This window comes from Arhodomonas aquaeolei DSM 8974, from assembly GCF_000374645.1.
Taxonomy (GTDB): domain Bacteria; phylum Pseudomonadota; class Gammaproteobacteria; order Nitrococcales; family Nitrococcaceae; genus Arhodomonas; species Arhodomonas aquaeolei.
Genome location: NZ_KB894805.1, coordinates 70,875 through 89,109, shown reverse-complemented (window position 1 = coordinate 89,109; position 18,235 = coordinate 70,875). Strand labels below are relative to the sequence as shown.

Below are 18,235 nucleotides of genomic sequence, written 5' to 3'. Positions count from 1 at the left end.
CTCCCATGCCCGACGGCTCCATCTCACTGGCGATCATGGGCAGTGGCGGCACCGGCGTGATGACCGCCGGCCAGCTGCTGCTCTCCGCGGCCGGCGACGCCGGCTGGTACGGCCTGATGACCCGTTCCTTCGGCCCGCAGATCCGCGGCGGCGAGGCCGCAGCGCTGCTGCGCCTGTCATCCCGGCCGGTGGAGGCCCCGCCGGACACCTACCGCCTCGTGCTCGCCTTCGACTGGAGCAACATCGAACGCTTCGCCGCCGAGATACCCATCGACGCCAGCACCCTCGTGCTCCACGACCCGGACGCCGGCCCCCTGCCGGCGCCCATAGCCGGTGCGGGACCACGCACCGCTGAGGTGGCGCTCAAGCAGATGGCCAAGGGCATTGAGGGCGGACGCGTGAACATGATCGCCCTCGGTGTGCTCGCCGCGCTCGCCGGCCTGCCGGTGGAGCCCCTGGAGGCCCGCGTACACCAGACCCTCGCCCGCCGCGGCGAGGCGGCGGTGACCAGCGGCCTGCGCTGCCTGGAGGAAGGCCGGGAGGCGGCCGCCACCCTCGGTGAGACGCCGGAGCCACTGACCGCCGCGCACACCCCGCGCTGGCTGATCAGCGGTAACGAGGCCACGGGCCTGGGGGCACTGCGCGGTGGTGTACGCTTCGTTGCCGCCTACCCCATCACGCCCGCCACTGACGTGCTTGAATGGCTGTCACCGCAGCTCCCGCGCGTCGGCGGATGTCTGGTTCAGGCGGAGGACGAGCTCGCCTCGGCGAACATGTGCGTGGGCGCGAGTTTCGGCGGCACACCCTCGCTTACCGCCACCTCGGGTCCGGGGCTCGCACTGATGACCGAGACGCTGGGGCTTGCCGTGGCCTCGGAAACGCCGATGGTCGTGGTCGACGTCATGCGCGGCGGGCCGTCCACCGGCATCCCCACCAAGTCGGAGCAGGGGGATTTCGATATCGCGGTCCACGGCCTCCATGGCGACGCGCCGCACCTGGTGGTCGCGCCGAACGGCGTCACGGACTGTATCAACGCGACCCAGTGGGCGGTCTCGCTGAGCGAGGCCCTGCAGACACCGGCGCTCGTGCTCAGCGACCAGGCCATGGGCCAGGGCCGCGCCATCGTGCCCGAGCCGGCGCTGCGGGACGTCGATACCGCGCGGCGCACCCCCTCGGAAGGCGAGGCGAACGACTACCGCCGCTACCGCGTCACCGAGGACGGCGTCTCCCCCATGAGCCTGCCCGGTATGCCCGGCGGCGCCTACACCGCCGACGGCCTCGAACACGGCGAGACCGGCACCCCCTCGTCCCAGGCCGCTCACCACCAGGCCCAGCTCGACAAGCGCCGGGACAAGCTGGAACGCCACGGCTACGGCGACTACTGGGCGGACATCGAGGGCGACGGCGTACTCGCCGTGATCACCTGGGGGTCGATCACCGCGGCGGCACGCGAGGCCGTCGACCGGCTCGCCGCCGACGGGATCGACGTGCGGCTGATCTCCGTACGGCTGCTCGCGCCGACACGCCCGGCGGACATGGCCCGGGCACTGGCCGGGGTGGAGCGGGCCCTGGTGGTCGAGCAGAACCACGGCGGACAGTTCCTCGCGTACCTGCGGGGCCACTACGACATCAGCGCGGAGCTGGTGGCGTTCCACCGGCCCGGGCCGCTGCCCATGCGCCCGGGCGAGATCGTCACCGAGCTGCGGGAGCTGGCGAAGCGGGAGGCGGCGTGATGAGCACGTGCGAATTCAGGCCCAAGGATTTCAAGTCCGGCGTCAAGCCGGTGTGGTGCCCCGGCTGCGGCGATTTCGGTGTCCTCAACGCCATGACCAAGGCGCTGTCGGGGCTGTCGCTGGCGCCGGAAGAGGTGGCCTTCATCTCCGGGATCGGCTGCTCGGCGCGGCTGCCCGCGTACGCCGCGGTCTACGGCTTCCACGGCGTTCACGGGCGGGCCCTGCCGGTGGCCACCGGACTGGCGGTCTCGCGCCCGGAGCTGACCGTGCTCGCCATGGGTGGTGACGGCGACGGCTTCTCCATCGGCGGCAACCACTTCCTGCACGCCTGCCGCCGCAACGCCAACCTGACCTACGTCGTCATGGACAATGCCGTCTACGGAATGACCAAGGGCCAGGCCTCGCCGACCACGGAGGCGGACTGGGAAGGCAGCAAGCTCACCCCGGAGGGCACGCATATCCCGGCGCTCCGGCCGCTGGAGCTGGCGCTCAGCGCCGGCGCGGGCTTCATCGCCCGGGGCTTCTCCGGTGACCCCAACGGCCTTGCCCACCTCATCGCCCAGGGCATCGAGCACCCCGGCTTCTCCTTCATCCAGGTGCTCTCCCCCTGCATCACCTACCGGCCCGAGCAGATGGAGTACAAGAAGCACGTCCACGAAGGCTTCGAGACCACCTCGGACCGCCGTGCGGCCTTCGCCCAGCTCATGGACGACGACAACTTCACCCAGGGCCTGCTCTACCGCAGCGACGCGCCGCCCTACACCCCCGACCGGGCGGAAGCGGCGGACCTCGACCGCATCGCCGGGCAGTTCGCCCTGGCCGCAGGAGAACAGTGATGGAATCTGTGCCCCTGTTCCTCGCCCACGCCGTCGCACTGGAGGACGAGGCCGCCCAGCGCTACGACGAGCTCGCCGACGCGCTGGAGGTCCACAACAATCCGGACGTGGTGGACCTGTTCCGCAAGATGGCCCACTTCTCGCGGCTGCACCTGGCGGAGGCCCGCGAGCGCGCCGAGTCCGAGGGCGGGCTGCCACAGCTCAAGCCCTGGGAGTACCAGTGGCCGGACGACGAGAGCCCGGAGTCGGCGGAGATGTCGGCGAGCCACTATCTGATGACGCCGGCCCACGCCCTGCGCCTGGCCCATGCCGCGGAGACCGCGGCCCACCGTTTCTACGACCACTGCGCCCGGAACACCGGTAACGCGACGCTGCGCGGCCTCGCCGCCGAGTTCGCCGCCGAGGAGTCGGAACACGCCGCGGAGCTGGAGAGCTGGATGGCACTGTATCCCGAACCCGACGCGGGCTGGGACGACGACATGGACCCGCCGGTATCCGTGGACTGAGTGCGGGCATCGGCGCGTCGCGCACCACACGGCGCGCGACGAGGTAGCGTCCACCGGGATCGGGTTAGTAGTGTAGCGGGACACACCCACCACCCGACCGGGAGACGACCATGACCATCGCAATCGGTGACACCCTGCCGCGGGCCACGCTCAAGACCAACGGACCCGACGGCCCCGCGGACATCTCCACCGACGAGCTGTTCAAGGGCAAGCGCGTCGTGCTCTTCGGGGTTCCCGGCGCGTTCACCCCGGGCTGCTCCAACACCCACATGCCCGGCTTCGTGGTTCACGCCGACGAGATCCTCTCCAAGGGCGTGGACACCATCGCGTGCATGGCGGTGAACGACGCCTTCGTCATGGATGCCTGGCAGAAGGACCAGAACGCCGAGCGCATCACCATGGTCGCCGACGGCAACGCGGAGTTCACCCACGCCCTCGGCCTGGACATGGACGTGAGCGCCATGGGCATGGGCACGCGCTGCAAGCGCTTCGCACTCGTCGCCAACGACGGCGTGGTGGAGTATATCGGCGTCGACCCCAAGGGCGTCGACGCGAGCAGCGCCGAGACGGTCCTCCAGAAGCTCTGAGGCGGCCCGGCACCGGGGGCCTTCAGCCGGCCCCCGGCCCCATCCCGTTCCCGTCCGTCAGGCGTGCACGGAGCACGTGCAGGTATTCGCGGATCCGGCCCACGTAACGCACCGGCTCCGTGCCCCGCGCGTAGCCGTGATTCAGATCCCGGTAGTAGCGCTTGTCCGCAAGCAGCGGGAGCACCTGCTTGATGTCGTGCCAGCGGTGGGGATCCAGTCCACGCTGACGGGCGAGCACCTGGGCGTCGTGGACGTGCCCCCGACCGACGTTGTAGGCCGCCAGGGCCAGCCACGTGCGATCCGGCTCCTCGACCCCGTCATCGAAGCGCGTCTTCATCCGCGCCAGATACTTCGCACCGCCCATGATGCTCTGCTCCGGGTCCAGCCGGTCCTTCACACCCATCGCCCGCGCCGTGGAGCGCGTCAGCATCATGATCCCGCGCACGCCCGTGGGGCTGCGGGCGTCCGCACGCCAGTGGGATTCCTGGTAGGCCTGGGCGGCGAGGAGCAGCGGCGGCAGGTCATAGCGCTCGGCGGCCTCGCGGAAGAACGCCCGGAACCGCGGATACCGCTCGTCGATGCGACGCACATAGCGGGCGATATCCACATAGTCGAAGACCTGGAAGAACCCGTAGTAGCGGTCGCGGATCAGCGCCAGGCCCTCCTGCGCCCGGAAGTCGTCGAGCCAGTCGCTGACGGCCTGGTCCAGGGCTTCGGCGCCGGCGGGCATCAGCCAGCCCAGGTGCTGCTCGCGGCTGAGGTTGAACGGCGCGATCAGCTCCGGGTAGTAGCGGCGGTTGATGTCGACGATATTGGAGTCCGCCACCGTACAGTCGATCTCCCGGCGCCAGACCCGGGCCAGCAGCGTCTCGGTGTCCACCGCTTCGGTGGTGCGCCAGTCCAGATCCGGGTGGCCATCGGCCTTGAGCGCCCGCAGCCGCTGGACGTAGCTGCTGTTGGCGATCACCACCAGGTCCAGCCCGGCCAGATCCGCAACGGACTCCGGCTGGACATTGTCCCGCCGGCAGACCACCTGCTGGGTCACCGGCTGGTAGGGCGGACCGAAACGGAAACGCTCCCGGCGTGGCCCGGTGATGGTCAGCCCCGCCGCGGCCAGGTCCGCCCCGCCGGCGGCCATACCCTCGATCACCGCATCCACGGTGGGCGCAACGCGGTAGCGCACGGACACGCCCAGGTGCTCGGCGAACGCCTCGACCAGATCGTGCTCCGGGCCGGTGGGCCGGCCGTCACGGCCGATGTAGTAGGTGGTGGGCGCATTGCGCGTGAGCACCACCAGCTCACCGGAAGCCCGGATCGCCGCGAGGCTGCGCGGTCCACTCCCCTGGCCGGACAGCGGCAGGGTCACCGCCAGCAGTAGTGCGAACAGCAGGGCTGCGGCCAGAGCGCCGCCGCGGAAGCCCGTCATGGCGTCACCCCCTCGGTCACCGGACAACCATTACAACCAGCCATGAGTCCTGCCGCCCCACCGCGAGTCCAGCGGCGGCTGCCGCGGGCACGCGAATGCGCCGGGACGGGGATGGAACACACGGTTCAGCGCCAGTGTACCAGTCCCCACAGGCCCGCCCCTCGCGTGTAGAATCCGCGGTCTGCCCGGCACCACAAGAACCTGAGGACACGAGGAGACAGACCCGCATGGAGATCGGCCAGCGCCACACCGCCCTGCTCGCCGGCTTCATCGGTAACGTCGTCGAGTGGTACGACTTCGCCCTGTACGGCTACATGGCCGGCATCCTCGCCGGACTGTTCTTCCCGGGCGACAACCCCACCGCCTCGCTGATCGCCACCTACGGGGTGTTCGCCGCCGGTTTCATCATGCGGCCGCTGGGCTCCGGGGTATTCGGCTGGCTCGGCGATACCATCGGGCGCAGCCGTACCATGCTGGTGTCGGTGATGATGATGGCGCTGCCGACGCTGCTGCTCGGCTGCCTGCCCACGTTCGAGACTATCGGCCTGTGGGCGCCGGTGCTGCTGGTGCTCGTGCGCATCGTGCAGGGACTGTCCGTGGGCGGCGAGTTCAGCAGCTCCGTGACCTATCTCGTGGAGACCGCCGACCCCGGGCGCCGGGGCTTTGCAGGGAGCTGGGCCAACACCGGCAGCATGTTCGGCATGCTCCTCGGCGCCGGCGTCGCCGCCCTGGTGACCACGGTGCTCGCCCACGAGACGGTGCTGGCCTGGGGCTGGCGGCTGCCGTTCCTGTTCGGCGGCGTGCTCGGCACCGCGGCCATCGTGCTGCGCCGCCACCTGCCCCGCTCGGAACACTTTCAGCGCCACCACCGCGAGCGCGAGGACACCTCACCGCTGCTGGAGGCGTTCACCGCCAACCGCCGGCAGATGATACAGGCGGTGCTGTTTGCCTCGGCCTACGGAGTGCTCTTCTATCTGCCGCTGGTCTACCTGCCGGAGTGGCTGCACGACCAGACCGGCATGCCCCTCGCCGAGGCGCTGCGCATCAATACCGCGGCGACGGCGCTGCTGCTGGTGCTGATCCCGGTCTCCGGCTGGATCGGCGACCATCTGCTACGGCGCACACACTTCATCACCGCGGCCATGGCGGTGATGACCACCGTTGCCCTGCCACTCTACGGCTGGCTCGCCCGGGACGGCGTCTGGGGCGCCGTCACCGTGCAGTTCACGCTGGTGATCCTGCTCGCCGTCCCCCTCGGCTCCGCACCGGCGATGTTCGTCGAGCTCTTTCCCGCCACCGACCGCCTGTCCGGCTACTCCGTGGCCTACAATCTCGGCCTGGGCGTCGTCGGCGGCGCCACGCCCATGATCGCGACGTGGCTGATCGAGGCCACCGGGCTGGCGAGCGCCCCCGCCGGCTTCCTCGCCGCGGTCTCGCTGGTCGCGCTGGCGGTGATGATCTCCATGCCCGACGGCAGCCGCGAGCCGCTACCCTGACCGGCGCACGGTGAGCGTCAGGCCGTCCGCGGCAACCACCTCGACCGCCGTCCCCGCGGCAATGCACCCCCCGTCCACTGCGCGGGCCCGCCAGCGCTCGCCGCGCACGCTCACCCAGCCGTGCGGTGCGAGCTCGGTGCGCGCCACCGCGCGCTGGCCGGTGAGCGCGGCGCCGCCTGTGGGGGCGTCGTCGCGGAGCGCATGGCGGTAGAGCGGATAGAGCGCGATCTCCTTGATCAGCCACAGTCCCGCCACCACGGCCGCTGTATTCGCGGCGAACCAGCCCGCACGCACGGCGAGCACGAGCAGCACCGCGACCAGCGCGAGCTCCGGGAGCTGGATGAGGGCGTAGCGGAGCGGCAGCGACCGGCGCACCGCAGTACCGTCAGCGATCCGCCTCGCCACTCTCGTGGGCGAGCCGGCCCTGGGCCTCCTCGTAGGACAGCCCCGCGATCCCCGACTGCTCCATCGAACGGCCCAGCGAGTGCGCCAGGGCGAAGGCGAAGGCGCGGCGGTAGAAGGTGAAGCGGCGCTCGTGCACGGGCAGTACGTCGTCCACGGCCTCGACATCGCCCAACTGGCGCTCGAAGGCGGCCCGGCGCTCGGCGAGTTCATTCATGAATGCGTCGTCCGCGGCCACCGCCTCGTCGAGCTCCAGCGTCCAGGTCATGTCCGGCTGCAGCTCGCAGGCGCCGATGAACCGCCCGGTCACCGCCTCGCCCCCGCCCCACTCCTGCGGCGGGATCATGGAGAGCCAGTAACGCTCGGGCTTGCGGTAGAGGTAGTAGCGCTTGCCGGGCACGGGCCGGAAGCGGAAGTCGCTCTCGAGCACGAACAGCGAGGTGAACAGCTCCGTGGACACCTGCTCGATGTGCTTCGGCGGCACCGCCGCCACCGCCGCACGCTGCGCCTCTAGGGTGGCGAGAACCGGCGCCCCGCCCTTGCCCTGGGGATTCGGGTTCTTGCTCATGGGTTCCCGGATTTCAATGGGTTGTCGCCAGACTCCGGGCTTACCTTACGCGAGCCGTTGCGGGCTGTCATGGTCGGCGCACCGGCGACGATGCCGATGCCGGCGAGCACCGCAGCGAGGAACGGCAGGACGCTCAGGTTAAGCGTCGACCAGCCCACCCCGTCCAGCAGCGAGCCGGCGGACAGCGCCGTGAGCGTCACCGTGGCGAAGACGATGAAGTCGTTGCAGGCCTGGGCCCGGCCCTTCTCCGCCTCGGTGTAGGTCTCGGTGAGCAGGGTGGTGCCGCCGATGAACATGAAGTTCCAGCCCACGCCCAGACAGACCAGCGCCGCCCAGTAATGCCACACGCCGGTGCCGCTGACGTTGATGCCCACGCAGACGGCCATCAGTACCACGCCCAGGGCCATCACCTTGAGCAGCCCCAGCCGGCGGATGACCTCGCCGGTGAAGAACGAGGGTACGAACATCGCGAGCACGTGCCACTGGATCACGAAGGCGGTATCCGGAAACAGGTGTGCCTGGGCCCGCATCGCCAGCGGTGTGGCGACCATGACCAGGTTCATCACGCCGTAGCCCACCGCGGCGGTGGCCACGGCGAGCACGAACCGCGGCTGACGGGCGATCGCCGCCAGCCCCCGGCCGCTGTGGCCCCGGGCCCGGGGCGGCGGCAACGGGATCCGCAGCCCGGCGATGGCGAGCAGGCCGACGAGGTAGACACCGCCGAGCACCATGTAGCTGCCGGCGAAGTCCGCACCGAGCAGAGTCCGCGTCCACGCCCCCAGGTTCGGACCGAGGAAGCCCGCAGCGATACCGCCGGCGAGCACCAGCGAGATCGCCCGGCCCTTGCGCTCCGGCGGGGCCACGTCGGCGGCGGCGAAGCGATAGAACTGCCCGGAGCCGTTGAAGGCGCCGAGCAGCACCGCCGCTACGCAGAACAGCCAGTACTGCCACTCCAGGATCGCGACCGTGGCCAGCGCCACACCGGCGAGCCCCAGGGTCATCCCCGCCATAAAGCCCGCGCGCCGGCCATGGCGCTGCATGAACAGCGACACCGGCACGGTGGCGACGGTCATCGCCAGGAACTGCAATCCCAGGGGCACCGTGGCGAGCACCGGCGAGTCGGCGAGTGCCGAGCCCACCAGCGCCGAGGTGGACACCAGCAGCGACGTGCCCGTCATCAACACGGCCTGGCAGAGCGCGAGCAGCGTGAGGTTGCGGTACGGATGCATGCAGCAGCCTCCTCCGGGCAAATTCAGCGGACGGATTACCAGCCCACGGCCGTCACCACACACCGGCCCCGGGGCGTCTCCGCCCACCTTGCCGGCAGGGCACGGGGGCGTTGTCGCGGGCATTCCCGTGCCAGGCGAACCGGACACGACCGCCAACGGGATCGCTGAGGGGGGCAATATCGATAGCCGGTTCGTCATGGTGCGCGAGCGCGTCGGCCGGGGCAACTCGGCCCCCCATTGCACCGCGGGCGCACGGGCGCGAGACTCTCACGCTGGCGGCGGACCACGCCGCCGGAACGGGGAAAGATCACCGAACAAGAACGCGCTCTGGAGACATTCATGGAAACGCTTAGCGAGATGCTGGGTTCCGTAAGCGACTTCGTCTGGGGCCCCGTCATGCTCATCCTGCTGCTGGGCACGGGCCTCTACCTCACCATCGGTCTGCGCGCGATGCCGATCCGGCGCATCGGCTACGGCTTCCGCCAGCTCATGAGCGGCCGCCGCGTCGTGGAGGCGGACAAGGGCGAGATCACGCCGTTCCAGGCCCTGTCCACCGCGCTGTCCGCCACCGTGGGGACCGGCAACATCGGCGGCGTCGCCACAGCGATCGCCGTCGGCGGCCCGGGCGCGGTCTTCTGGATGTGGATCACCGCGCTGGTGGGCATGGCCACGAAGTACGGCGAGGCGGTCCTGGCGGTGAAGTACCGCGAGGTCGACGAGGAGGGCCGCTACGTCGGCGGGCCCATGTACTACATCCGCAACGGCATGGGTGCGAAGTGGGGCTGGCTCGGCGCGCTGTTCGCGCTCTTCGCCATGGTCGCGGCCTTCGGCATCGGCAACACCGTGCAGTCCAACGCCGTCGCCGACGTGATGGAGGCCAACCTCTATGTGCCCACCTGGGTCACCGGGCTGGTGCTCTCGGTGCTGGTGTTCTTCGTGATCATCGGCGGCGTGCGCCGCATCGCCGGCCTCGCCGAGCGGCTGGTGCCGCTGATGGCCGTGGTCTACATACTCGGCGCCCTGGTGGTGATCGTCGTGAACATCCAGGCGGTGCCCGGGGCGCTCGCCCACATCGTCGGCGACGCGTTCACCGGCACGGCAGCGACCGGCGGCTTCGCCGGCGCGGCGGTGATGACGGCGATCCGCTTCGGCGTCGCCCGCGGCATCTTCTCCAACGAGGCCGGCCTCGGCTCGGCCCCCATCGCCCACGCCGCCGCGCGCACCAACGATCCGGTGCGCCAGGGCACGGTGGCGATGCTCGGTACCTTCATCGACACCATCATCGTCTGCACCATGACGGCGCTGGTGATCGTGCTCTCCGGCGCCTGGGAGAGCGGCACCAGCGGCGCCGAGCTCACCTCGGTCGCCTTCGGCGACGGCGTGCCCGGCGGCAACTGGGTGGTCACCTTCGGGCTGATCATCTTCGCGTTCACCACCATCGTGGCCTGGAGCTACTACGGCGAGCGCTGCGCCGAGTACCTCTTCGGCGTGAAGGCCATCATGCCCTACCGCTACCTCTGGGTGGTGCTGCTGTTCGTCGGCGCGGTGGCCAAGCTCGGCATCGTCTGGCTGATCGCCGACGTGCTCAACGCGCTGATGGCCATCCCCAACCTGATTGCGCTGCTCGCGCTCTCCGGGACGATCTTCGCGGTCACCCGCGACTACTTCGCCCGGGAGGAAAGCGGCCGGTAGGGGCTTCCGTCCCGCCGGCACGGTGCCGGCGGGACGGAACTCACAGCAGCCGCGTGCCCGTCGGCACCTCACCGTCGGGCACGCACAGCACGACCTCGCCGTCGTCGTCATGGAAACCGGTGACCAGGCACTCCGAGCGGATCGGGCCGATCTGTTTGGACGGGAAGTTCACCACCGCCACCACCTGCCGCCCGACCAGCGACTCCGGCGTGTAGTGCGCGGTGATCTGGGCGCTGGACTTGCGCTGCCCGATCTCAGGGCCGAAGTCCACGTGCAGGATATAGGCGGGCCGGCGCGCCTCGGGGAACGGCTCCGCCGAGACCACCCGGCCCACACGCAGCTCCACCTTCATGAAATCGTCGAACGTGATCGTCTCCATCATTCCTCCCCGTCGCGTTGTTGCTGAGCGCGGCCACTTGGCGGAGTGCCCCGCGGGGGCACACTATACCCGCCGGCGGCACGCCGTGCCGTCACAACGCCACAGGGAGTCGGCATGATCGAGAGCCAGCAGCTGACCCGGCGCTATGCCGGTGTCACCGCCGTTGAGGACGTGTCCTTCCGCATCGGCCGCGGCGAGGTCGTGGGCCTGCTCGGGCGCAACGGGGCGGGCAAGAGCACGGTAATGAAGATGCTGGCCGGCGCGCTCGATCCCAGCGCCGGGCAGGTAATCATCGGCGGTGCGGCGATGGACCGGCACCGGCGGGCGCTGCAGCGCCGTATCGGCTACCTGCCGGAGAACTGCCCCGTCTACCCGGAGATGAGGGTCGCCGACTATCTCGACCAGCGTGCCGCCCTCCAGGGGGTTGCACGCCGTAGCCGACCGGCGGCGCTGCGGCGCGCGCTGGCGAGCACCGACCTCGCCGGGCGCGCCGCCCAGACCATCGCCACCCTGTCCCGGGGGTATCGTCAGCGCGTGGGCGTCGCCGCCGCCATCATCCACGAGCCGGCCGTCGTGATCCTGGACGAGCCCACCAACGGCCTGGACCCCGCCCAGATCCGTGGTATGCGCACGCTCATCCGCACGCTGGCAGAAGATGCAACGGTGCTGGTGTCCACGCACATCCTCCAGGAGGTGCGCGCGGTCTGCGGCCGGGTGCTGCTGCTGCGCCGCGGCCGCGTGGCACTGGACGCCCCCCTGGACAGCCTGGACCGGCCCACGGGACTGGCGCTCACCGTCGACACCGGGGCGGAGAGGCTGCGCGCGGCGCTGGCCGGTCTCGACGGCCTCGGCGAGGTGACGCCGCTGCCGGCACCGGAGGGCCTGCACCGCTTCGCCATCGACAGCGGGACCCCCGGCGCCCTCGCCCCGGCCCTCGCCCGCCGACTGCACGAGCACGCCATTGGCCTGCACGCCATGGAACCCCGGCGCCAGGACCTGGAGGCGATGTTCGCCGAGACGGAGAACGAGGCCTGACATGCGTGGAATCCGGCAGATCTTCCGACGCGAGGCGGGGCTGCTCTTCGGGGCCTCCGCCGCCTACCTGTTCATCGGCGCGTTCCTCGCCGTCAGCCTGTTCGTGGTCTTCTGGGTCGAGGCCTTCTTCGCCCGGGGCATCGCCGACCTCCGGCCACTGTTCGAGTGGATGCCGCTGCTGCTGATCGCGCTGGTCGCCGCGGTGACCATGCGCGCGTGGAGTGAGGAGCGCCGCGCGGGGACCATGGAGGTCCTGCTCGGCACCCCGGTGGCGAGTCCGGCACTGGTCGCCGGCAAGTTCCTGGCAGCGCTGCTGCTGGTCGCCACCGCGCTGGCGCTGACCCTGCCGCTGGCGGTGACGGTGGCATGGCTCGGCCCCCTGGACCCGGGGCCGGTTATCGGCGGCTACGTCGCCACCCTGGCCCTGGCCGCCGCCTACCTCGCCATGGGGCTGTTCGTCTCGGCACGCACCGACAACCCGATGGTCGCGCTGATCGCCACCGTGCTGCTCACCGGCGGCTTCTACCTCGTCGGCAGCGACTGGCTGACCGCCCTGTTCCCCGCGCCGACCGCCGCCGCCATGCGACTGATCGGCACGGGCGCGCGGTTCGAGGCCATCAGCCGGGGCGTGCTTGACCTGCGTGACCTCTACTACTACCTCAGCCTCACCGCCACCTTCCTGGCGCTGAACGTCCTCGGCATCGAGCGGCTGCGCTGGGCCGGGGCCGGCGGTTCCCGGCGCCGGGCCGGGGCGTGGTACGCGGTCACCGCGCTGATCGCCGCCAACTGCCTGATCGCCAACGCCTGGCTGCAGCCCGTCGCCACCGCGCGGGCGGACCTCACCGCGGGGCATCGCTACACCCTCTCCGCGGCGAGCCGCGACCAGCTCGCGGGCCTCGACGGACCGCTGGTGATCCGCGGCTACTTCAGCGGCCGGACCCACCCGCTGCTCGCGCCCCTGGTTCCGCAGCTCCGCGACCTCCTCGACGAGTACGCCCGCGCCGGCGACGTGCGGGTCAGTGTCGACACCGTGGACCCGCAGACAAACGCGTCCCTCGCCCGGCGCATCCGCGAGGACTATGGCATCGAGCCGGTGTCGCTCAAGAGCGCGAATCGCTACGAGTCCTCGGTGGTGAGCGCCTACTTCCACGTGCTCGTGCGCTACGGCGGCGAGCACGTGGTCCTCGACTACCACGACCTGGTGGCGATCAAGGGCGGGCGCGGCGGCGATGTGCGCGTGACCCTGCGCAACCCGGAGTACGCACTGACCTCGGCGATCCGCAAGGTCCGACGGCGGGCCCGCCACAACGGCAATCCCTTCACCGGACTCGACGCGCCGGTCACTTTCCACGGCTATGTCTCGCCGGCGGCCGGATTGCCCGGCCCCCTGGCGACGCTGCGGGGGTCGCTCGAGGATATCCTCGCGGACCTGCGCAGGCGCTCGGACGGACGGCTGCGCGTGTCCTTCGACAATCCGCAGGCCGGCGACGGCACCCTCGCCCGCCGCCTCCGGGACGAGTACGGCTTCCGCGCGATGACCACCCGGGCCAACCGCGACAACAGCTTCTATTTCTACATGGTCCTGGAGCAGAACGGGCGCACGGTCACCGTCGACCTGCCCCGGGACCTCGAGCCCGACACCCTGCGCAAGGCGATCGAGTCCGGCATCCGGCGCTTCGACGCGCGCCAGCAGCGCACCATCGCCGTCTACCGGCCGCCCAGGGGCCTGCGCGCGCGCCTCGGTACCGGCGGGCGGACCTACCGCACCCTGCTCCAGCGCCTGGAGCAGCACGCCACGGTCGCACGCACGGACCTGCGCGACGGTCGCGTGCCCACCGGCACCGATCTGCTGCTGGTGCTCTCCCCGCGGGGCCTGGACGAACGCCAGCGCTTCGCCATCGACCAGTTCCTGATGACCGGCGGTACGGTGATCGTCGCCGGCTCGCGCCGCCCGGTACTGGTCAGCGCCAAGGACGGACTGAGCGTGCAGCCCGGCGACACCGGTCTGGCGGCGTGGCTGGCGCACAACGGCGTGTCCGTCAGCGACCGTTTCGTCCTCGACCCGCAGAGCGGCTCACTCACCCTGCCCTCGCGCCGCAACGGCGAGGTGAGCATGCGGACCATGGACTACCCCCTGTTCGTCGACGTGCGCGGCGACGGGCTCGCCGACGTGCCGGCGCTGGGCAACCTCCGACAGGTCACCATGGCCTGGAGCGCACCGGTCCACGTGGACACGGCGAAGGCCCGCGGACTCTCCGTCACACCGCTGGTACAGAGCTCCTCACGGGCATGGACCAGCGGCGAGCGCGCGCTGCTGCCGGACTACGACGCCCACCCGCTGCTCGGCTTCCCCCAGCCCCGGGACCGCGGCCGGCGCACCCTCGGGATCATGCTGCAGGGACGCTTCACCTCCGCCTTCGACGATCCTCCCGCCCCGGGGCCGGACGACAACGGCGCGGCCGGGGCCACACCGCTGATCGACCACTCACCGGCGGGCACGCGGCTGGTCGTGTTCGGCGGAAGCAATTTCCTCACCGACTCCGCACTGGACATCATGGCGCGGAGCATGGAGACCCAGTACCTGCAGCCGGTGACGATGGCGCAGAACCTGGTCGAGGCCTCGCTGGCGGACCCGGCGCTGATCGCCCTGCGCGGGCGCAACCGCTTCTCGCGGCTGCTCCGGCCGATGAGCGACGAGACCCGCCGGCTAGTGGAGTACGGCAACTACGCGGCCGCGCTGGCCGGCCTGCTGCTGGTGCTCGTCGTCCAGCGCGCCGCGGCCTGGCGCCGGCGCCGCCGCCTGCGCCGGATACTCACGGAGGAGGGATAACGATGCGCCGCCTGATCCTCGCGCTCGCCGCGCTGCTCGCCGTCCAGATCGCCGTGACCGCCGCCGTCCGGGCCACCGCCCCGACGGCGGCGACGCCGATCGCCCCGGACCCGCCCACCGACACGGAATAACGCCGGGGTCAGCCGCGGTCGGCGAGCCCGTCCGGCAAGGCCGCCACCCGCCGCATCTCCGCGGTGTCGAGCACCGCCGGCTCCGCGAGGTAGGCCAGCGCGAAATCCATGCCGTCGTTGCCCCAGAACAGCTCGTCGCCCACCGCCAGTGTGGGCACGCCGAAGACACCGCGCTCGATGGCGGCCGCGGTCTCACTCCGCAGCCGGGCACGCACGGACGCCTCGCCGGCCGCGTCCACCGACACCCCGAGCCGCTCGGCGGCCCCGGCCACGGCCGCCTCCGTGCGCGGATCGACACCGGTGGTCCAGAGGTACTCGAAGACGTGATGGACCACCCGGCGTCCGCACCCGGCGGCGACGGCCAGGCGCAGGTAGGGCACCGGGTTGAACGGGTGCGCCGCCGGGAAACGCAGCGGTATGCCGTGGGTCTGGGCGTAGCGCACGCACACCCGGTAGGTCCACAGCCGCTTGCCCGGGATCTCCGCCGGCCCCTTCTGCCCCCAGTGCGAGAGGACGGCGCCGAGCACCACCGGGTGCAGCGCCGGCTCCGAGGGCAGCGCGTCCAGGCGCTGCAGCGCGAACCAGGAGAACGGCGAGACGACATCGAAGTACCAGTCCAGTGCCGTGCCCATCGGCCCCTCCCGGTTGCGGCTGTTCACGTTCGGGCGCTTTACCCCGGCCCACCGCGAGTGTAGCGTCAGCGCCGCAGCCGTGCGTCGCCACCACCGGGAGTGCCATTGACCACACTGATGCTGTGGAGCGCCGTGGCCCTGATCGCCACCGGCGTCATCTGGAAGGGCAGCGGCCTGCTGGAGCGCGCCGCCGAACGGCTGTCCGCCTACTACAGGCTGCCGGAGATCGTCCAGGGCGCCATCGTCGTGGCCATCGGCTCGAGCTTCCCGGAGCTCTCCACCACCGTGATCTCCACGCTCGTGCATGGCGAGTTCGAGCTGGGTGTCTCCGCCATCGTCGGCTCGGCACTGTTCAATATCCTGGTCATCCCCGCCGTCTGCGGGCTCTCGGGCAAGCGCCAGCTCCACGCAAACCGCGACCTCGTCTACAAGGAGGCGCAGTTCTACATGATCGCGGTCGCGGTGCTGACCCTGAGCTTCTCCTTCGCGGTGATCTACCACCCGGTGGAGGCCACCGCCGGCGCCATCAGCGGCTCGATGACGCGCAGCCTGGCGCTGATCCCGCTCGCGGTATACGCGCTCTACATCTTCGTGCAGTACCAGGACACCCTGGAGTACAGCTCCGAGGTAGACGCCTCGCACATCCGCCCCGGGCGCGAGTGGGCACTGCTCGGAGTGTCGCTCGCGATCACGGTCGCCGGCGTGGAGGCGCTGGTGCAGGCCGCACTGCACTTCGGCGAATACTTCGGCACGCCCAGCTTCCTCTGGGGCATGACGGTGGTCGCCGCCGGCACCTCCGTGCCGGACGCCTTCGTCTCCGTGCGCGCCGCCCGCGCCGGGCGCGGGGTCACCAGCATCGCCAACGTCCTCGGCAGCAACATCTTCGACCTGCTGGTGTGCATCCCGGCCGGGATCCTGCTCGGCGGCGCGGCGGTGATCAATTTCTCCGTCGCCGCGCCGCTGATGGGCATCCTGACCGGTGCCACGGTGCTGCTGTTTCTGCTCATGCGCACCCGGATGGTCTTGAGCCGGCACGAGTCCGTGGCCCTGCTTGGCGCCTACGCGGTGCTCCTGGTCTGGATCACGCTGGAGAGTTTCGGCACGATCGACCTGGTACCGAGCCTGCCCCCGACGGCGCCGGCCTGACCCCCGCAGCCAAGGGAGGAACCGCGGCCGCGATGAACAGCCCCGAGGACACCGCCGCCACGGCCGTGGAGGCCGGGCCGATCCTGTTCGTGCGCGACTTCCATAGCGCGCGGCTGCACCTCACCGCCCTGGCCGTAATCCCCGCGGACCGGGGGGCACCGACACTGACCGGCGGCGACGACGAAGTCACGCCGGAGACGCTGATGCACCGGGACGGCCGTGCGGTGCTGGCCTACCGCTTCTCGCTGCCGGCCCGCGCCGACACCGGCTACCGCTTCGGCGGAACGTGGTACGACGTGAACGCCGCCCTCGACGGCGACATCCGCCTCGCCTACGTCTCCTGCAACGGCCAGGAGGCCGGCGACCGGGCACGCGAGCTTGGCGAGCGCAACCGCCTGTGGCAACGCCTCGCCCGGGCGCACGCGGAACGGCCATTCCAGCTCCTGCTCCACGGCGGCGACCAGCTCTACGCCGACGAGATGCTCGACGAGCACCCGGCACTGACGGCCTGGGCCGACGGCCGCCGCGGGTCACTGGCCCCCGGCGAGGGCGAGGCGGTCACAGAGGCCCTGCGGGCGTTCCTGTTCACGCGCTACCTGGAGATCTTCAGCCACTCGGGCCCCGCCCGGCTCATGGCCCGGGTGCCGTCGCTCGCGATGTGGGACGACCATGACATCTGCGACGGCTGGGGGTCGCTGCCCGCGGCGATGCTGGACGATCCGGTGGGCCGCCGAGTCTTCGCCGTCGCCCGCGAGATGTTCCTGTGCTTCCAGCTCGGCACCACGGACGCCGCACTGCCGCCGATATGCCGCGACCCCGCCGGGGACACCCTCACCTGGGCGCTGACACTGCCCGGGCTGCGCCTCATCGCCCCGGACCTGCGTTCGGAGCGCCGGCCGGACCGGGTCATGGGCGAGCCGGGCTGGGCCGCGTTCCGCGGCGCCCTCGCCGACACCGGCGACGACCGCGTGATGGTGCTCTCCAGCGTCCCGGCACTGGGACCCCGTCTGTCCTGGGTGGAGGCGCTGCTGCACCTCGTCCCGCGGATGCAGAAATACGAGGACGACCTGCGCGACCAGTGGCAGAGCCGCGCCCACCGCGAGGAGTGGCGGCGGTTCCTGGGCGCCCTCGTTGCGGCGAGCGAGCGCGGGGGAACGCCGGTGACCGTGCTCTCCGGCGAGATCCACCTTGCCACCCGTGCCACCCTCGATACCGCCACCGGCTCGCTGCACCAGCTCGTCGCCTCCGGCATCGCCCACCCGCCGCCTCCCCGCACCTACGCGGCGGCCCTCGGCGCGCTCGCCCGCACCGGCGAGGCGCCGCTGCCCGACCACCCGATCCGGCTCCACCCGCTACCGGGCCGGCGCGGGATCTACACCGCCGAGCGCAACTACCTGGTGCTCGAACGGCTCGCCGGACGGTGGCGAGCCTGGTGGGAACTCGAGAATCAGGGTCCCACGCCGGCCCTGGCGCTATCCTGACCCTTCCGGCGCTGGACCACCACAGCCGGCGGGCCTACCCTGTCCGCTGCGGGTGGGGGTAACCCGCGAAGACACACCGTGGGGCACGGGAATGCTGCTGGTTCGACAACGGCGTGTCGATGCGTA

At 71.1% G+C, this 18,235-nt stretch carries 17 protein-coding genes; 11 read left to right on the top strand and 6 right to left on the bottom strand.

Annotation, left to right across the window (positions count from 1 at the left end):
• Positions 1-5 precede the first annotated feature (5 nt).
• The 4 genes from C516_RS0108275 to C516_RS0108260 all read left to right on the top strand — a co-directional run bounded on the left by C516_RS0108275 (position 6) and on the right by C516_RS0108260 (position 3,662).
• Complete coding sequence (locus tag C516_RS0108275; RefSeq protein ID WP_018717902.1) at positions 6-1,733, top strand: 2-oxoacid:acceptor oxidoreductase subunit alpha; 1,728 nt, start codon at positions 6-8, stop codon at positions 1,731-1,733.
• Positions 1,733-2,569: a 2-oxoacid:ferredoxin oxidoreductase subunit beta gene (locus C516_RS0108270; RefSeq protein ID WP_018717901.1), complete on the top strand. Its 837-nt coding sequence runs from the start codon at positions 1,733-1,735 to the stop codon at positions 2,567-2,569. The genes C516_RS0108275 and C516_RS0108270 overlap by 1 nt, the downstream gene beginning before the upstream one ends.
• Positions 2,569-3,075: a ferritin family protein gene (locus C516_RS0108265; protein WP_018717900.1), complete on the top strand. Its 507-nt coding sequence runs from the start codon at positions 2,569-2,571 to the stop codon at positions 3,073-3,075. Before C516_RS0108270 ends, C516_RS0108265 begins: the two co-directional genes overlap by 1 nt.
• A 110-nt stretch (positions 3,076-3,185) precedes the next feature.
• Complete coding sequence (locus tag C516_RS0108260) at positions 3,186-3,662, top strand: peroxiredoxin (RefSeq protein ID WP_018717899.1); 477 nt, start codon at positions 3,186-3,188, stop codon at positions 3,660-3,662.
• Positions 3,663-3,684: 22 nt separating this feature from the next.
• Here C516_RS0108260 and mltF read toward each other — a convergent pair whose 3' ends face one another.
• Positions 3,685-5,088 (bottom strand): membrane-bound lytic murein transglycosylase MltF, encoded by a 1,404-nt coding sequence (gene mltF, locus C516_RS0108255; protein ID WP_018717898.1) that lies wholly within the window; start codon positions 5,086-5,088, stop codon positions 3,685-3,687.
• Between the two features lie 227 nt (positions 5,089-5,315).
• Here mltF and C516_RS0108250 point away from each other — a divergent pair, with 227 nt between their 5' ends.
• Complete coding sequence (locus C516_RS0108250) at positions 5,316-6,584, top strand: MFS transporter (protein WP_018717897.1); 1,269 nt, start codon at positions 5,316-5,318, stop codon at positions 6,582-6,584.
• Here the strand turns inward: C516_RS0108250 and C516_RS19045 are convergent.
• The 3 genes from C516_RS19045 to C516_RS0108235 are packed head-to-tail and all read right to left on the bottom strand — an operon-like array spanning position 6,576 to position 8,783.
• The gene (locus tag C516_RS19045) at positions 6,576-6,989 is read right to left on the bottom strand and encodes an NfeD family protein (protein WP_084594132.1); all 414 of its coding nucleotides are present in this window, start codon (positions 6,987-6,989) and stop codon (positions 6,576-6,578) included. The genes C516_RS0108250 and C516_RS19045 overlap by 9 nt on opposite strands.
• Positions 6,970-7,554 carry a DUF2452 domain-containing protein gene (locus tag C516_RS0108240; RefSeq protein WP_018717895.1) on the bottom strand — a complete coding sequence of 195 codons (585 nt, stop codon included), beginning with the start codon at positions 7,552-7,554 and terminating at the stop codon, positions 6,970-6,972. Before C516_RS0108240 ends, C516_RS19045 begins: the two co-directional genes overlap by 20 nt.
• On the bottom strand, positions 7,551-8,783 hold the full coding sequence (locus C516_RS0108235; RefSeq protein WP_018717894.1) for an MFS transporter: 1,233 nt from the start codon (positions 8,781-8,783) through the stop codon (positions 7,551-7,553). The genes C516_RS0108240 and C516_RS0108235 overlap by 4 nt, the downstream gene beginning before the upstream one ends.
• Positions 8,784-9,122: 339 nt before the next feature.
• On the opposite strand from C516_RS0108235, the gene C516_RS0108230 reads away from it, so the two are divergent.
• Positions 9,123-10,475, top strand: a complete 1,353-nt coding sequence (locus C516_RS0108230; protein WP_018717893.1) for an alanine/glycine:cation symporter family protein — start codon at positions 9,123-9,125, stop codon at positions 10,473-10,475.
• A gap of 40 nt (positions 10,476-10,515) precedes the next feature.
• Here C516_RS0108230 and C516_RS0108225 read toward each other — a convergent pair whose 3' ends face one another.
• The gene (locus tag C516_RS0108225; protein ID WP_026321031.1) at positions 10,516-10,854 is read right to left on the bottom strand and encodes a tRNA-binding protein; all 339 of its coding nucleotides are present in this window, start codon (positions 10,852-10,854) and stop codon (positions 10,516-10,518) included.
• A gap of 114 nt (positions 10,855-10,968) precedes the next feature.
• Here C516_RS0108225 and C516_RS0108220 point away from each other — a divergent pair, with 114 nt between their 5' ends.
• Genes C516_RS0108220 through C516_RS21615 form a run of 3 tightly spaced genes read left to right on the top strand, consistent with a single transcriptional unit; the run spans position 10,969 to position 14,850 of the window.
• A complete protein-coding gene (locus C516_RS0108220) occupies positions 10,969-11,889 on the top strand; it encodes an ABC transporter ATP-binding protein (RefSeq protein ID WP_018717891.1) in 921 nt (306 codons plus the stop codon).
• 1 nt (position 11,890) lies between these two features.
• Positions 11,891-14,719: a Gldg family protein gene (locus C516_RS0108215; RefSeq protein ID WP_018717890.1), complete on the top strand. Its 2,829-nt coding sequence runs from the start codon at positions 11,891-11,893 to the stop codon at positions 14,717-14,719.
• 2 nt (positions 14,720-14,721) lie between these two features.
• A complete protein-coding gene (locus C516_RS21615) occupies positions 14,722-14,850 on the top strand; it encodes a hypothetical protein (protein ID WP_018717889.1) in 129 nt (42 codons plus the stop codon).
• Between the two features lie 8 nt (positions 14,851-14,858).
• Here C516_RS21615 and C516_RS0108205 read toward each other — a convergent pair whose 3' ends face one another.
• Complete coding sequence (locus C516_RS0108205) at positions 14,859-15,482, bottom strand: 2-hydroxychromene-2-carboxylate isomerase (protein ID WP_018717888.1); 624 nt, start codon at positions 15,480-15,482, stop codon at positions 14,859-14,861.
• A gap of 105 nt (positions 15,483-15,587) precedes the next feature.
• Here C516_RS0108205 and C516_RS0108200 point away from each other — a divergent pair, with 105 nt between their 5' ends.
• Both C516_RS0108200 and C516_RS0108195 read left to right on the top strand, forming a co-directional pair.
• On the top strand, positions 15,588-16,628 hold the full coding sequence (locus C516_RS0108200; protein ID WP_018717887.1) for a sodium:calcium antiporter: 1,041 nt from the start codon (positions 15,588-15,590) through the stop codon (positions 16,626-16,628).
• A 32-nt stretch (positions 16,629-16,660) separates the two neighbouring features.
• On the top strand, positions 16,661-18,109 hold the full coding sequence (locus C516_RS0108195; RefSeq protein ID WP_018717886.1) for an alkaline phosphatase D family protein: 1,449 nt from the start codon (positions 16,661-16,663) through the stop codon (positions 18,107-18,109).
• Positions 18,110-18,235 lie beyond the last annotated feature (126 nt).